At 40.1% G+C, this 16,476-nt stretch carries 14 protein-coding genes; all 14 read left to right on the forward strand.

Annotated features, from left to right (window positions below):
• The first annotated feature begins 9 nt into the window (after nucleotides 1–9).
• The 14 genes from AB2B49_RS04055 to csm6 (AB2B49_RS04120) all read left to right on the forward strand — a co-directional run bounded on the left by AB2B49_RS04055 (nucleotide 10) and on the right by csm6 (AB2B49_RS04120) (nucleotide 16,281).
• Nucleotides 10–1,167 carry an ABC transporter ATP-binding protein gene (locus AB2B49_RS04055; protein WP_049505522.1) on the forward strand — a complete coding sequence of 386 codons (1,158 nt, stop codon included), beginning with the start codon at nucleotides 10–12 and terminating at the stop codon, nucleotides 1,165–1,167.
• The gene (locus tag AB2B49_RS04060) at nucleotides 1,148–1,954 is read left to right on the forward strand and encodes an ABC transporter permease (protein WP_000754114.1); all 807 of its coding nucleotides are present in this window, start codon (nucleotides 1,148–1,150) and stop codon (nucleotides 1,952–1,954) included. The genes AB2B49_RS04055 and AB2B49_RS04060 overlap by 20 nt, the downstream gene beginning before the upstream one ends.
• The gene (locus AB2B49_RS04065; protein ID WP_000712716.1) at nucleotides 1,951–2,724 is read left to right on the forward strand and encodes an ABC transporter permease; all 774 of its coding nucleotides are present in this window, start codon (nucleotides 1,951–1,953) and stop codon (nucleotides 2,722–2,724) included. The genes AB2B49_RS04060 and AB2B49_RS04065 overlap by 4 nt, the downstream gene beginning before the upstream one ends.
• Nucleotides 2,721–3,791, forward strand: coding sequence for an ABC transporter substrate-binding protein (locus AB2B49_RS04070; protein ID WP_076984674.1), 1,071 nt, complete (start codon nucleotides 2,721–2,723; stop codon nucleotides 3,789–3,791). Before AB2B49_RS04065 ends, AB2B49_RS04070 begins: the two co-directional genes overlap by 4 nt.
• Before the next feature lie 133 nt (nucleotides 3,792–3,924).
• On the forward strand, nucleotides 3,925–4,314 hold the full coding sequence (locus AB2B49_RS04075; protein WP_071851332.1) for a CRISPR-associated endonuclease Cas1: 390 nt from the start codon (nucleotides 3,925–3,927) through the stop codon (nucleotides 4,312–4,314).
• Nucleotides 4,315–4,316: 2 nt separating this feature from the next.
• A complete protein-coding gene (gene cas2, locus AB2B49_RS04080) occupies nucleotides 4,317–4,646 on the forward strand; it encodes a CRISPR-associated endonuclease Cas2 (RefSeq protein ID WP_049505520.1) in 330 nt (109 codons plus the stop codon).
• A 3,208-nt stretch (nucleotides 4,647–7,854) separates the two neighbouring features.
• The gene (gene cas6, locus AB2B49_RS04085; protein ID WP_049505519.1) at nucleotides 7,855–8,586 is read left to right on the forward strand and encodes a CRISPR-associated endoribonuclease Cas6; all 732 of its coding nucleotides are present in this window, start codon (nucleotides 7,855–7,857) and stop codon (nucleotides 8,584–8,586) included.
• The gene (gene cas10 / locus AB2B49_RS04090) at nucleotides 8,567–10,810 is read left to right on the forward strand and encodes a type III-A CRISPR-associated protein Cas10/Csm1 (RefSeq protein ID WP_049505518.1); all 2,244 of its coding nucleotides are present in this window, start codon (nucleotides 8,567–8,569) and stop codon (nucleotides 10,808–10,810) included. The genes cas6 and cas10 overlap by 20 nt, the downstream gene beginning before the upstream one ends.
• On the forward strand, nucleotides 10,811–11,191 hold the full coding sequence (gene csm2, locus AB2B49_RS04095; protein ID WP_061586855.1) for a type III-A CRISPR-associated protein Csm2: 381 nt from the start codon (nucleotides 10,811–10,813) through the stop codon (nucleotides 11,189–11,191). It abuts the gene before it with no gap.
• Nucleotides 11,191–11,853, forward strand: coding sequence for a type III-A CRISPR-associated RAMP protein Csm3 (gene csm3 / locus AB2B49_RS04100; RefSeq protein WP_049505516.1), 663 nt, complete (start codon nucleotides 11,191–11,193; stop codon nucleotides 11,851–11,853). Before csm2 ends, csm3 begins: the two co-directional genes overlap by 1 nt.
• 1 nt (nucleotide 11,854) lies before the next feature.
• Complete coding sequence (gene csm4 / locus AB2B49_RS04105; RefSeq protein WP_049505515.1) at nucleotides 11,855–12,760, forward strand: type III-A CRISPR-associated RAMP protein Csm4; 906 nt, start codon at nucleotides 11,855–11,857, stop codon at nucleotides 12,758–12,760.
• Complete coding sequence (gene csm5 / locus AB2B49_RS04110) at nucleotides 12,757–13,821, forward strand: type III-A CRISPR-associated RAMP protein Csm5 (protein ID WP_049505514.1); 1,065 nt, start codon at nucleotides 12,757–12,759, stop codon at nucleotides 13,819–13,821. Before csm4 ends, csm5 begins: the two co-directional genes overlap by 4 nt.
• Nucleotides 13,818–14,975 (forward strand): type III-A CRISPR-associated CARF protein Csm6, encoded by a 1,158-nt coding sequence (gene csm6 / locus AB2B49_RS04115; protein ID WP_049505513.1) that lies wholly within the window; start codon nucleotides 13,818–13,820, stop codon nucleotides 14,973–14,975. The genes csm5 and csm6 (AB2B49_RS04115) overlap by 4 nt, the downstream gene beginning before the upstream one ends.
• 16 nt (nucleotides 14,976–14,991) lie before the next feature.
• Complete coding sequence (csm6, locus tag AB2B49_RS04120) at nucleotides 14,992–16,281, forward strand: type III-A CRISPR-associated CARF protein Csm6 (protein ID WP_049505512.1); 1,290 nt, start codon at nucleotides 14,992–14,994, stop codon at nucleotides 16,279–16,281.
• Nucleotides 16,282–16,476 lie beyond the last annotated feature (195 nt).

Genomic DNA, 16,476 nt, shown 5'->3' on the forward strand with positions numbered 1-16,476 from the left:
TTATGACAATTGAAAAAACCAATTATTGAATTCAAAAACGTCTCTAAAGTTTTTGAAGACAGCAACACCAAGGTTCTCAAAGACATCAACTTTGAGTTGGAAGAAGGGAAATTTTACACTCTTTTGGGCGCATCTGGTTCAGGAAAATCAACCATTCTAAATATCATTGCAGGTTTACTGGATGCGACGACAGGGGATATTTTACTGGATGGGGTGCGGATCAACGATATCCCAACCAACAAACGAGATGTTCATACAGTCTTCCAATCCTATGCCTTGTTTCCACATATGAATGTGTTTGAAAATGTTGCCTTTCCACTCCGCTTGCGTAAGGTCGATAAGAAAGAAATCGAAAAACGTGTGCTAGAAGTTCTCAAAATGGTACAGTTGGAAGGTTTCGAGAAACGTTCCATTCGTAAGCTTTCGGGAGGACAACGTCAACGTGTGGCGATTGCGCGTGCGATTATCAACCAACCACGTGTGGTCCTCTTGGATGAACCTCTGTCAGCCCTTGACCTGAAGTTGCGAACCGACATGCAGTACGAATTGCGTGAATTGCAACAACGATTGGGTATTACCTTTGTTTTCGTTACCCACGATCAGGAAGAAGCCCTTGCTATGAGTGACTGGATTTTCGTTATGAATGATGGCGAGATTGTCCAGTCTGGAACACCAGTGGACATCTATGATGAGCCAATCAACCACTTTGTTGCCACCTTTATCGGTGAGTCCAACATCTTGCCAGGAACCATGATTGAGGACTACTTGGTCGAGTTTAACGGCAAACGCTTTGAAGCGGTCGATGGTGGGATGAAGCCAAATGAGCCTGTCGAGATTGTCATTCGTCCAGAGGACTTGCGCATTACCCTTCCTGAAGAAGGCAAGCTCCAAGTTAAAGTTGATACCCAGCTTTTCCGTGGGGTTCACTATGAGATCATCGCCTATGACGAACTCGGAAACGAATGGATGATTCACTCGACTCGTAAGGCCATCGTTGGCGAGGAAATCGGTCTGGACTTTGAACCAGAAGATATCCACATCATGCGTCTCAACGAAACCGAAGAAGAGTTCGATGCTCGTATCGAAGAATACGTAGAAATCGAAGAGCAAGAAGCAGGTTTGATTAACGCGATCGAGGAGGAAAGAGATGAAGAAAACAACCTCTAAACTCTTTGTAGTGCCCTACATGCTTTGGATTGCCCTCTTTGTCCTCGCACCCTTAGTCTTGATTTTCGGTCAATCCTTTTTCAACATTGAAGGGCAGTTTAGTTTAGAAAACTATAAATCCTACTTTGCGTCACAAAACTTGACCTATCTTAAAATGAGCTTCAACTCTGTGCTTTATGCAGGGATTGTCACCTTGGTAACACTGCTCATCAGCTATCCAACAGCCCTCTTTTTGACTCGTCTCAAGCACCGTCAACTCTGGCTTATGCTGATTATCTTGCCAACCTGGATCAATCTGCTCCTTAAGGCCTATGCCTTTATCGGGATTTTTGGTCAAAATGGCTCTATTAATCAATTTTTGGAATTTATCGGAATCGGTTCGCAACAGTTGCTCTTTACCGATTTCTCCTTTATCTTTGTCGCAAGCTACATCGAGCTTCCCTTTATGATTTTACCGATTTTCAATGTCTTGGATGACATGGATAACAATCTCATCAATGCCAGCTACGACCTCGGTGCGACCAAGTGGGAAACGTTCCGTCATGTTATCTTTCCTCTATCAATGAATGGAGTGAGAAGTGGGGTTCAGTCTGTCTTTATCCCCAGCTTGAGTCTCTTCATGCTGACACGTTTGATTGGTGGGAACCGCGTTATCACGCTGGGAACGGCTATTGAGCAGAACTTCCTGACCAATGACAACTACGGTATGGGTTCTACCATCGGTGTGATCCTCATCCTGACCATGTTCATCACCATGTGGGTGACCAAGGAAAGGAGAGAACGATGAAAAAATTTGCCAATCTCTACCTAGCCTTTGTCTTTATCATCCTTTATTTGCCGATTTTTTACCTGATTGGTTACGCCTTTAACGCAGGGGATGATATGAACAGCTTTACAGGATTTAGTCTGAGCCATTTTAAAACCATGTTTGGTGATGGTCGCCTCATGTTGATCCTCACCCAGACATTTTTCTTGGCCTTTCTATCAGCCTTGATTGCGACCATTATCGGGACTTTCGGTGCTATCTATATCTACCAGTCTCGTAAGAAATACCAAGAAGCCTTTTTATCACTCAATAATATCCTCATGGTTGCGCCTGACGTTATGATTGGTGCCAGCTTCTTGATTCTCTTTACCCAGCTTAAGTTTTCACTTGGCTTTTTGACTGTTCTATCTAGTCACGTGGCCTTTTCCATCCCTATCGTGGTCTTGATGGTCTTGCCTCGTCTTAAGGAGATGAATGATGACATGATTCATGCGGCCTATGACTTGGGTGCCAGCCAGTTTCAGATGTTTAAGGAAATCATGCTACCGTACCTGACACCGTCTATCATTGCAGGTTATTTCATGGCCTTCACCTATTCGCTGGATGACTTTGCCGTGACCTTCTTTGTAACAGGAAATGGCTTTTCTACCCTATCCGTTGAGATCTACTCTCGTGCTCGTAAGGGAATTTCGCTAGAAATCAATGCCCTGTCTGCCCTTGTCTTTCTCTTTAGTATTATCCTAGTGGTTGGATATTACTTTATTTCACGTGAGAAGGAGGAGCAAGCATGAAAAAACTCTATTCATTTTTAGCAGGAATTGCAGCAATTATCCTTGTCTTGTGGGGAATTGCGACTCATCTAGACAGTAAAATCAATAGCCGAGACAGTCAAAAACTGGTTATTTACAACTGGGGGGACTATATCGATCCAGACCTCTTGGAGAAATTTACAGAAGAAACAGGAATCCAAGTACAGTATGAGACCTTTGATTCTAACGAAGCCATGTATACCAAAATCAAGCAGGGTGGAACGACCTATGATATTGCCATCCCAAGTGAATACATGATCAACAAGATGAAGGACGAAGACCTCTTAGTTCCGCTTGATTATTCAAAAATTGAAGGAATCGAAAATATCGGACCTGAGTTCCTCAACCAGTCATTTGACCCGGGCAACAAATTCTCCATCCCGTACTTCTGGGGAACCTTGGGAATTGTTTACAATGAAACCATGGTAGAGGAGGCACCTGAGCATTGGGATGACCTCTGGAAACCAGAATACAAGGATTCCATCATGCTCTTTGATGGGGCGCGTGAGGTGCTGGGACTCGGGCTTAACTCACTCGGTTACAGTCTCAACTCCAAGGATCCTCAGCAGCTGGAAGAGACAGTGGATAAGCTCTACAAACTGACTCCAAATATCAAGGCCATTGTGGCGGACGAGATGAAGGGTTACATGATTCAGAACAACGCTGCTATCGGTGTGACTTTCTCTGGGGAAGCTAGGCAGATGTTGGAGAAAAATCCTAACCTCAAGTATGTCGTTCCGACTGAGGCCAGCAATCTCTGGTTTGATAACATGGTCATTCCAAAAACTGTGAAAAACCAAGATGCAGCCTATGCCTTTATCAATTTTATGTTGAAACCCGAAAATGCTCTGAAAAATGCGGAGTATGTGGGCTACTCAACACCAAACCTACCAGCCAAGGAAATGCTCCCAGAGGAGACTCGTGAGGACAAATCCTTCTATCCAGACGCTGATACCATGAAACACCTAGAAGTTTATGAGAAATTTGACCATAAATGGACAGGAAAATACAGCGACCTCTTCCTCCAGTTTAAAATGTATCGGAAGTAGGAGTTAGCAGTTATGAAACGAATCAGTTAAGCTGGTTCGTTTTTTGTATTAAAAAAAATTTATATTTGGGCTTGACAAAAGGAATTTTAATGATAAAATGGTATCCTTTATACATTTAGGAGGTATCTATGAGATGAGTGATTTATTTGTTCAAAAGTCTAACCATTTCCTGTGTCTTAACAATCATAAGATTATCGTAAAAAATGGTCAAGGTCAGATTGTTAAAGAAATTTCTATTCACTTAGTAGAGAACCTTTTGATTTTTGGTCAAGCACAGGTAACTACACAGTTACTTAGGGTTCTAGCTAAGAAAAATGTCAATGTCTATTATTTTACTGGGGAGGGGAGAAGGATTTTTATCCAGGCCATGAGAGAGCGCATGTTGGAAATCCATCAGTATGTCGAAGTCGACAAAAAACGCTATACTTTTTTCTATATGGCAGATATGCAAATTAAGGGATTGATTCGAGCTTTTGAGAGTCTAAAACCCGAACTTTATGTTACAGGCTATACAGGAGAATAATCATGGGACTTTATTTTAATCTTTCAGCAGAAGAGAAGGAGTTTGCTAAGAAAAAGTCTTTCTTTTGTATTATCATATATGACATTGTTAGTAATAAGAGGCGTCTGAAACTCGCAAAGTTACTAGAGGGATTTGGTATCCGAGTCCAACGATCCTGCTTTGAGATTGACCTAGAAAAGTCCAACTATCGTAGCTTGCTGAGTGAGTTACAAGCATTCTATGATGCTGACCAGTTAGACAATATCATTGTTTACGTTGGAAATCGAGAAGAAACCTTGCGCTTAAACACAGATGAAGTCGAGATAGAAAAGGAGGATTGTTTGTTCTTTTGAGATGAAAACTCTTACAAAATATGGTATACTAATAGTAGTTTCCAATAGGTTATATCTAGTGCTTGTTATAGGTTTACATACAAGATATGGGGTATAGATACCTATCTACCTCGATAGGGGCCGGAAACGTTAACGTATAAGTTTTGAAGTGTTAACAACCCATTTTGTATAGATACCTATCTACCTCGAGAGGGGCCGGAAACTGGATAAAGTTCATGATTGTACGTTGGTCATCGTATAGATACCTATCTACCTCGAGAGGGGCCGGAAACTGGATAATGTTCATGATTGTACGTTGGTCATCGTATCGATACCTATCTACCTCGAGAGGGGCCGGAAACTGGATAATGTTCATGATTGTACGTTGGTCATCGTATAGATACCTATCTACCTCGAGAGGGGCCGGAAACAAGTTGCCAGCAACAATTGCGTTATTTGTAAATTGTGTATATCAACCTCGAGAGTGGCCGGAAACTAAGCAGAACCTTTAGCAATCTTATCTCCAGCCTTAACCAGTATAGATACCTATCTACCTCGGGAGGGGCCGGAAACTCGACCACACGAGTTTCTGTTACAAAATCAGAAACTGTTTAAATATACCTATCTACCTCGCGAGGGGCCGGAAACGCCATGTACCCTTTCTCATCGAACCAGTACCATTTTTATAGCTCCCTATCTACCTCGAGAGGGGGCGAAAACGCAACTACGTTGTTTTCAACAACTTCTACTGCTGCTACTGCGTATAAGAACCTATCTACCTCGAGAGGGGGCGGAAACTCTAGTTCCATCGCAGTTACTATATAGAGGGCTTCGAGTATAGATACCTATCTACCCCGCGAGGGGCCGGGAACACAGGGTCTGTTTTGACAGGTTTCACAGTTGTTTTTAGTATAGATACCTATTTACCTCGAGAGGGGACGGAAACAAATTTTTTCTGTTTTTTCTGTCATAATAAACCTTCTTATATAGTTACCTATCTACCTCGCGAGGGGCCGGAAACTTATCTTCTGAAAGAGAGTTGTTTGAAGACCCATTTGCAAAGGTATAGCTACCTATCTACCTCGAGAGGGGACGGAAACTGGCCTTGTCCTTGATCTGGCGTTGGTGCGTATAGATACCTATCTACCTCGAGAGGGGCCGGAAACTGTCCTTGTCCTTGATCTGGCGTTGGTGCGTATAGATACCTATCTACCTCGAGAGGGGACGGAAACTGTCCTTGTCCTTGATCTGGCGTTGGTGCGTATAGATACCTATCTACCTCGAGAGGGGCCGGAAACCCTCTTTTTATAACCCTTCCTAACTGAACTTCTTTCGTATAAGAACCTATCCACCTCGCGAGGGGCCGGAAACAAATACCGCTTCTCTTTCTCGACCTCGTAACCGTCAAGTATAGCTACCTATCTACCTCGAGAGGGGACGGAAACTGTCCTTGTCCTTGATCTGGCGTTGGTGCGTATAGATACCTATCTACCTCGAGAGGGGCCGGAAACCCTCTTTTTATAACCCTTCCTAACTGAACTTCTTTCGTATAAGAACCTATCCACCTCGCGAGGGGCCGGAAACAAATACCGCTTCTCTTTCTCGACCTCGTAACCGTCAAGTATAGCTACCTATCTACCTCGAGAGGGGCCGGAAACCTGATGCCCCACTTAGCAAGATATGGATAAGGGTCAGTATAGCTACCTATCTACCTCGAGAGGGGACGGAAACGGTAGATCAACTACTGGTGCAGGGATCACCGGTTTTTCAACTAGTATAGTTACCTATCAACCTCGAGAGGGGCCGGAAACCTGATGCCCCACTTAGCAAGATATGGATAAGGGTCAGTATAGCTACCTATCTACCTCGATAGGGGCCGGAAACACGTACAGGTCAATTCCCTTGTCGGACTCCCAAACAACTTGGTATAGATACCTATCTACCTCGAGAGGGGACGGAAACCCTGAGCCCATCGCATTTTGGCAATTTACTTGTTGAAGGTATAGTTACCTATCTACCTCGAGAGGGGCCGGAAACTATTCCAGTGGTAAATCCCCTGCTTGAACATCTTCGTATAGATACCTATCTACCTCGAGAGGGGCCGGAACCTTCAGAAGAGTGATTGAATTAAGAATCATCACTTCTAGCAAGTATAGCTACCCATCTACCTCGAGAGGGGCCGGAAACGCGCGAGCTTACGCACGTTGTTCATCAGTCATTGGGTATTGCCACCTATCTACCTCGAGAGGGGCCGGAAACGCGCTAGCTTACGCACGTTGTTCATCAGTCATTGGGTATAGCACCCTATCTACCTCGAGAGGGGCCGGAACCTTCAGAAGAGTGATTGAATTAAGACTCATCACTTCTACCAAGTATAGCTACCCATCTACCTCGAGAGGGGCCGGAAACGCGCGAGCTTACGCACGTTGTTCATCAGTCCTTGGGTATAGCACCCTATCTACCTCGAGAGGGGCCGGAAACTTCAGAAGAGTGATTGAATTAAGAATCATCACTTCTACCAAGTATAGCTACCCATCTACCTCGAGAGGGGCCGGAAACACTTCTTTCCCTAGAGCAAGAAGCGCGTAATCGCTCGTATAGCTCCCTATCTACCTCGCGAGGGGCCGGAAACTTTCTGGAAGATAGCGCTTAGACGCGCGTGGTTTGAGTATAGTTACCTATCTACCTCGCGAGGGGCCGGAAACCAACCTCTTTTAAGCTCTTAGTGGCTACAAGTAGGGTATAGCACCCTATCTACCTCGAGAGGGGCCGGAAACTTGTCTGCTTCCCATACAATTTGGTCGCCCATATCGGTATAGATCCCTATCTACCTCGCGAGGGGCCGGAAACGCAAGTGCGCTACCAAACTGCGCTAAATTCCGATAGTATAGATACCTATCTACCTCGCGAGGGGTCGGAAACACAGATCCATTTTCTTCTACTTTCGTAGTTCCGTTTGGTATAGCCCCCTATCTACCCCGGTAGGGGCCGGAAACCAATTGGTCTGGACGGAAGCCAGCGAAAGCTACCGCCCGTATAGCCCCCTATCTACCTCGCGAGGGGCCGGAAAACAAAGGTAAAACTCGCCTTTAGGATTCAAGTTCAATTCCGTATAGCTACCTATCTACCTCGAGAGGGGACAGTTTCATAAGGGAAAAGGATTCCAAAAGTAAAAGAAAAAAGCGCTCATGACAAAGCAAAAGCGCAATTGTATCAATAAAGGAGGCATATGAAACGCATCGAACTATCATTTAAGCGAATTGACCAATCACCGAACGACCTATCGACAAAATTCCAAGGTTTTCTCATGGAAAAGCTAGAACCAGACTATGTGACTTGGTTACATGAACAGGAGACCAACCCCTATTCACTAAAAATCATCCATCAAAAGGACAAGACCCTATGGTTCCTTCATCTCCTGACGGATGAGGCTGTCAAGCAGATTTTGCCTGTTCTATTGGAGCTAAAAAGAGTAGAACTTCATGATTTACCGACTCTCATGGTTGAGTCTTTGTCCATGCAAGATCTCAGTTCGGAGCAACTCTTTGAGTTTTTTAATGAAAACCAAGATCGGTCACTCTTTACCATTCATTTTCAAACTCCGACAGGATTTCGCTCTCAGGGAGAGTATGTGCTCTTTCCGACCATGCGTCTCATCTTTCAGAGTTTGATGATGAAGTATGCACGTCTGGTCGAGAATCGTCAGGACATCGAAGAGGAAACTCTGGACTACTTGGTCAAGCACAGTAGAATTACCAGCTATCGATTGGAATCCAGCTATTTTAAAGTCCATGGCAAAAAAATCCCTGGATTCAGGGGAAGGTTGACCTTTAAGATTACAGGTCCAAATACCTTGAAAGCATATGCCAATATGCTTCTAAAATTTGGGGAATACTCAGGTCTAGGTATGAAAACTAGCCTAGGGATGGGAGGTTTAGAACTTGAAGAAAGAAAAGATTGATTTAGTTTATGGATCGCTTTTGCACGCTATCGGCAAAGTGATTCAAGGTTCCAGGTATGATGAGAAAGACCTGGGTACCATTGGGTCCGAATGGTTTAGACGCTTTTCGGATAATGAAAAAATAGCCCAGCAGATAGCCAAGGCGACTTCTAGTGATTTGCCGACGGACTTTGCTCCTGATAGTTTGGTCTATATCACGTCAGCTGCTGCAAAGATTGCTTCAGGCCTAAAAGGAGCAGCAGATACTCATGGAGGTAAAGAAGATTTCCTAAGCAAACAATCGGATATCTTCAATGTATTTTCAGATAGCCCTAGTCAGCGTTATCTTGATGCACGACTATTAGAGCTTGACGGGGAACCAAACTATGCTAAGGGATCGAGTGAGCCGTCTGACCAGTCAGATTATGACTTGATAGTAGAAACCTTAGAAAAAGAGTTTGAGCGATTGGACTTTAGCCAGTCTGAGATAGATGCTCTTTTGAATCTCCTTGAGTCTACTCTTTCCTATGTGCCTGTTTCGACAAGGACCAAGGAATTGTCAGATATTTCTCTAGCAACATACAGTCGTCTAACAGCTGGCTTTGCCCTAGCCATAGAAGACTATTTAGCAGACAAGAATTGCCGTGACTATGAGAAGGTACTGGGACAAGATTTAGAAGCTTTTTATAGCGAGAAAGCCTTTTTATTAGCAAGTTTTGACTTGTCAGGGATTCAGGATTTTATCTACAATATCGCAACAGCTGGTGCAGCCAAGCAACTAAAAGCACGTTCCTTGTATCTAGATTTTATGGGGGAACATATCGCTGACAGCTTACTGGAGAAGTTAGAGCTTACGAGGGCTAATCTTCTCTACGTTGGTGGAGGGCACGCCTACTTTATCCTTCCAAACACCGAAAAAACTAGAGAAACCTTGGCTAACTTTGAAGCAGAATTCAATCAGTTTCTGGTCAAGCATTTCCAGACGGGTCTGTACGTAGCATTTGGTTGGAGTCCGTTTTCTGCCAATGATATGACAACGACACTGGCCGACTATCGAAAAGTCTATCAAACAACTAGTCGGATGATTTCCCAAAAGAAAATTTCTCGTTATGATGCCAAAACTCTCCTTGAACTCAACCAAGGAGGAAAAAGTTCCCAGAGAGAATGTGCTATTTGCCACTCAGTCGAAAAGCTTACCAAGTATAAAGAACAAGAGGTCTGCCATATCTGTGCTGGGATGTATCGCTTTGCTAAGGAGATACAAGAAAACTACTATATTGTGACAAAAGAAAAAGGCCTGCCGATAGGTCCGGGAGCCTATATTAGTGGTATTTCCAAAGCCGACCTCGCTAATGAAGAGTGGGACCGTGTCTATGTAAAGAATAGCTATAGTACAGATATTCTAAAAGCAACGCATGTCTTTGTCGGAGATTACAAATATGCTGAGATTGACCAGTATGCCAAACTATCTCAGGATAGTAAAACTGGACAAGGGATTAAGCGATTAGCAGTTGTTCGACTAGATGTGGATGACCTAGGAGCCGCCTTTATGGCTGGGTTCTCTTATCAAGATGGTGGCAAGTATAATACTCTGGCACGCTCGGCAACCTTCTCTAGAAGTATGAGTCTCTTCTTTAAGGTCTATATCAACCAGTTTGCCAAAGAGAAAAAACTATCGATTATCTATGCCGGTGGAGATGATGTATTTGCGATCGGTTCCTGGCAGGATATTATTGAGTTTACTATTTGCCTCCGACAAAACTTTATCAAGTGGACAAATGGCAAATTAACCCTATCAGCAGGGATCGGCCTCTTTCCAGATAAAACTCCAGTTAGCCTAATGGCTGAAGAAACTGGCAATCTAGAAGGAGCAGCCAAGGATAACGACAAGGATAGTATCTCCCTTTTTGAAAAAAATTATACCTTGAAGTTCGACCAATTTATTGACAATGTTTATAATGGGAAACTGAAGAGTATTCGTTACTACTTTAATATTCAAGATGAGCGAGGAAAGAGTTTTGTATACAGACTTATTGAGCTCCTTCGCAACTACGATCGTATGAATATTGCTCGATTAGCCTATTATTTGACCCGCTTAGAAGATCAAACTTCTAAGGATAAAAAAGAAGAGTTTAAAGAGTTTAAAGATTTATTCTTTTCTTGGTATACAGGTAACGAAAATGAACGTAAGGAAGCAGAGATAGCTTTACTTCTATATATTTATGAGATTAGAAAGGATTCATAGATGGCAATTTTAACAGATGATAATTACGTAGATAAGGCAGAGAAAACCATTAAAAATTTAGTAACTGATAAACGTAATTTTAAAAATAGAAATTCAGATGTTCTATCCATGAGTAAACTACGAAACTTATTGAGTTTAACGAGTACCCTCTTTGATGAAAGTAAGGTACGTGAGTACGAAGAATTGAAGGATAGGATTGCCTATTTGAAGGTCCAATTCGTCTATCAATCAGGACGTGAAGAGGCGGTACTGGACTTAGTTCAAAAAGGTGAGATTCTACCAATTTTAAAAGAAATTAATAGTAGGGAAAGTCTCCAACGTTTTTGTCGCTATATGGAAGCGCTAGTAGCTTATTTTAAATTTTATGGAGGAAACGATTAATGGCATTTGCAAAAATTCAAGTAACAGCACAAATCCGTCTAGAGACAGGACTTCATATTGGGACCAGCAATGCTTTTGCAGCGATTGGTGCTACGGACTCACCTGTGATTAAAGATCCAATAACAAACTTACCTATTATTCCAGGATCTAGTATCAAAGGGAAAATGCGTACCCTTCTGGCAAAAGTATATAATACTACATTAGCAGAAAAACCAGGAGACGATGGGGAAATTATTAGTCGTCTCTTTGGGAATAGTTCAAACAAAGACTATAAAGTAGGAAGACTCATTTTTAGAGATGCCTTTTTAACTAACAAAAAAGATTTAGATTCACGAGCTGTCAAAGGTTATACTGAAGTTAAGTTTGAAAATACTATTGACCGTATCACTGCTGAAGCAAATCCAAGACAAATTGAACGTGCCATCCGAGACAGTGTCTTTGGATTTGAGTTGATCTATGAGGTGACAGACAAGAGTCAAGCTCAAGTAGAAGAAGACTTCAAAGTGATTCTTGATGGATTAAAACTGTTGGAACTTGATTATTTAGGTGGTTCAGGCTCTCGTGGATATGGTAAGGTTGCTTTTGAGAATCTTAAAGCAAATACAGTTTTCGGAAACTATAATGTTAGTAGATTGAATGAACTTTTAACTACGGAGGTCTAGTATGACCTATAAGATGTATATTATGAACTTCCATACTGCTCACTTTGGAGCAGGTAGTCTGGATAGTTCTAAAATGACTTTTGCAGCTGACCGCTTGTTTTCAGCTCTGGTCTTAGAAGCAAAAAAAATGGGGAAAATGGAGGAATTCGTGTCAACAGCGGGTCAAGATGATTTTGTTTTGACTGATGCCTTTCCTTATCAGTCAGGTCCATTTTTACCGAAACCGATAGGATTTCCAAAGTTTGAACAGCCAGACTTAACAACAGATGTTAAAGAAGTAAGACGTCAAGCGAAAATGGCAAAGAAACTTCAGTTTATCCCTTTGGATAAATTTGATTCTTATGTAAATGGAACGCTTTTTAAAGACGCAGATCATGCAGTAACAAATATCGTCACTAAAAACCAACCTCATGTAGATGGAAATCTTTTCCAAGTGTCTACCGTTAGATTTAGAGATGAGTCTTGTCTTTACGTGATTGCTAAAGAGTCTGAGCTATTAAATGAACTTATGACAAGCTTACAGTATACAGGAATTGGTGGCAAACGTTCCAGTGGTTATGGACAATTTGATTTGACTATATTAGATTTACCAGATAGCTTCAAAAATCGTCTCACCAAGGCCCATCAAGGACCTGTGATGACCTTGACAACTTCTCTACCAGTTGAAAAGGAACTTGAATATGCTATGGAAACTGGTTCCTATTTACTAAGTAAATCAAGTGGTTTTGCTTTTAGTACAGAAACTAAGGAAAATTACCGTAAGCAGGATTTATATAAGTTTGCTTCTGGATCTACTTTCTCTGAAACCTATACAGGACAGATTGTGGATGTAAGACCTCTTGATTTCCCGCATGAAGTATTAAACTATGCTAAACCACTATTTTTCAAGATGGAGGGAGAAAGATGAAAACAGAATATAGAACCTTTCAATTCAGCCTCCTAGCTATGGCTCCTATCCATATTGGGAATGGTGAAAAATATACTTCTCGAGAATTTATCTATGAAAATGGGTACTTTTATTTCCCTGATATGGGTAAGTTTTATAATCGAATGGTGGAGAAAGGTTACGATCAAAAGTTTGAGCGTTTTTTACAAGAGACAAAGCCAAGCGCTAGAAATAATCGCTTGATTTCCTTTTTAGAAGATAACCGTATTTCTGACCGTAATTTTGGTGGCTATAGAATTATAGAAACTAAGTTAGAAACAAATAATAACTATTTAAGAGGAGGCGCATTAAATCAAGTATCAAAGTTTATAAGAGATCCTTTTGGTAATCCCTATATTCCTGGAAGTTCATTAAAGGGAGCTATTCGGACTATTTTGATGAATACCAATCCCGACTGGAATAATAAAAATGTTTTGCAAGATAAAAAGGAAAACAAATCTTTGATTCCTTGGGGAGCAAAAAAAGGGCAGAACTATGATGACTTGTTTAACGCTATTCGTGTTAGTGATAGCAAACCATTTAGCAATGCCAGTCTTATTTTAGTTCAAAAATGGGATCATAAAGTCAAGCCCCCTATTCCTAAGCCTCTACCTTTATATAGGGAAGCGATCGCACCCTTAACTAAAATCAATTTCACCATTACTACAACTACTAAGGAAGCTGGAGTCCTAATTGAGGAATTAGGAAAGAGAGCGCAAGCCTTTTACAAAGAATATAAAAACTTTTTCTTATCAGATTTTCCTGAAAATAAAATTCAGCCAAATCTTCAATATCCTATATACTTGGGTGCTGGTAGTGGAGCTTGGACAAAAACAATTTTTAAACAAGCAAATGGTATTTTGCAAGAACGTTATCAGAATAGCAGAACCACTAAGATGGTTGGAAAAGGTGTGTTGAAACTAACAAAAGCACCAATGAAAAGTGTTAAAACAACACAAGCAACCCGAAAATTGATAATGAATGACGAGTCTTTCTATGAGATGGGCAAGGCAAACTTTATGATTAAGGAGATTACTAAATGAAGGTTTTGATTTCAGCAGTGGGGAATACGGATCCAATCCGTAATTTTCACGATGGAGCTTTAGTACATATTGCGAGAAAATACCGTCCAGATAAGATTATTATTGTTTTTTCTGAGGAACTGATTCGTAAGAAAGATGATATTGAGAAAGTAATTCGTTCTATTGATTCTGAATACCTCCCAGAGATTGTATACCATGAACCAATCATTTTAAACAATGAAGTACATATTTTTGATACCATGTTTGATCAATTTGATGCTATTATACAAGAGTATTATACAAAAGACGACGAATTTATTCTTAATCTTTCAAGTGGAACTCCTCAAATAAAATCAGCTTTATTTGTTCTTAATAGACTAAGTGAAATCAATGTCAAGGCAGTACAAGTTCCAAGTCCTGAAAAAAAATCGAATGCTGGCGTTAGGCATGATGATTCGGAAGATATTGATGTACTAATTGATACAAATATGGATAATAAGCAGGACTATGTCGATCGAACTATTGAAGATACTTCAGATAAGTTTAAACAAGGCTTAATGAAAAAAACTTTACGTGATTTTATTAAGAAATATGATTATAAAGCTAGTTTAGAGATAGCAAATCAGTTGCCTGACTTCCCTGGATTGAAAGATTGTCGCAAAAAGTTACAAGATATTGTGGATTCATTAGATAGGCAAGATATACCTCAAGTCCTCCAAAAGAAAAAATGGAGTGAAGAACAGAAAAAAGTACTAAATGCTTATTTGACTATTGATTTACAAAAAGAACGTGGTAATTTTAGTGAAGGTCTGATTAGAATTAAAAACCTTACAGAGTTTATCTTAGAAGACTATATCGAAAATCGTTATCCAGAATTTCTGGATAATTACGTGAATGAATCAGAGAAATATTACCTCGGAATTCAGGATTATAATAAGATTCTTCAAATAAAAAATCGGACATTGTATTACAAAATCAAACCGATTTTGAAAATAAACAAAACACGAAATACTGTAGCTCATAAATTGGATCCATTAGATTCTGAGGAATTAAAACAGTTAGGTCCTGTCCTAAAAACCTTAAAAGGACTAGTCAAGGAACAATATCAACTCACTGAGAAAGATTTTAATTTTTACAAGGACTTAAATAAGGAATTATTAGAATTACTGAAATAATGAGAGGTAGAATATCTTGGAAATTTTGATTTCAGCAGTTGGAACGACAGATCCGATAAGCAATAATCGAGATGCAGCTTTATTACATATTGCTCGAACATACAGACCTGAACAAATTGTTTTGGTTTATAGTGAAGAAATGTTAGTAAAAAAAGATCTTGTTGAGAAAGCATTATGTTCAATAGAGGGTTATCATCCTAAAGTGGTTATTGAATCAATCATATTGAAAAATGATGAAGTCTATCTGTTTGATAAAATGTATGAAGTGATGGGACAGATTATTGAAAAATATTCTGGAACAGATCATCAATTAATCTTAAATCTATCCTCAGGGACACCTCAGATTATTTCTGCTTTATTTGCCTTAAATCGAATTAATGATTATAATACGCAGGCCATACAGGTTACAACTCCTAACAAATCTGCAAACAGAAAGTATGTACCACTGTCAAGTGAAGATGAACAGAAGCTTTTTGACGAGAACGAGGATAACCAAAAGGATTACGAAGATCGTACAATCAAAGATGAAGCTGAAAAATTTAACCAGTCTCTTATCAAGCGCCACTTAAGAAATTTAATCTCTTCTTATGATTATCTTGCTGCGGAAGAATTAATTACTAGAAAAGAATACAATAAATTACTTTCTAAAAAGAAATTAGCTCGTTTAAGAGAACTATTAAATGATTTTGTAAAAGTATTTAAAACCCAAGCGATTTTAAAAGATATTCAGGGATATTCACTTACAGAGGTTGAGAAAAAAGCTCTTAATTACTTTTTAATGATTGAAGTTTTGAAAGAGAGAGGGCAGGTTGCTGATGTCTTAATCAAATCAAAGTCTTATGTTGAATTTATCATCGAGGAAAAGATAAAGAAAGATTATCCAGAATTGATCAAATATGACGGAACTTTTCCAAAGTTAAATGAAGAATACAAGGATTTTGAAGCTATTTTAGATTTCATTGACCTAGAATTTAAGAAAGCTAAGGGTATAAAAGATGAGAAGGAAAGAATCTATTCACCTCAGTCAACCTTAAATCTCTTGTCTTATGAAAATATTCTATCTTATTATCAAGTTTCTCCTGAATTACTTAAGTCCATAAAGCTAATAAATAGCTTAAATGGCGAGAGAAATAAGGTGGCACATGGCTTATCAGAGATTGATAGTAAACTAGTCAATTCAAAGAAATTGCAACAGACAATAGATACCTTACGCTTTATTTTACAAGATACATTTGAGATTGATGATAGCTATTTCTCTTGTTATCAAACACTTAATAATGAAATGCTTGACTTACTTCGTCAATAATATTCTTTAACAATAAATCGATTTGATAATGATACATATAATGAAATTGCAAGTGCTTGCTTTCCCAGTTGACTCAAACTCAAAAAAACAGTATAATAGGAATGTTGAGAATTGATTTTCTCCCCATCTTAGTTCAGAGAATTGGCGGTGCTGCGAGCCATCTAAGATAGAAAATCATGCTACTCGATTGTAACA

This window comes from Streptococcus jiangnanensis (assembly GCF_040888325.1).
In the GTDB taxonomy this organism is placed as follows: domain Bacteria; phylum Bacillota; class Bacilli; order Lactobacillales; family Streptococcaceae; genus Streptococcus; species Streptococcus jiangnanensis.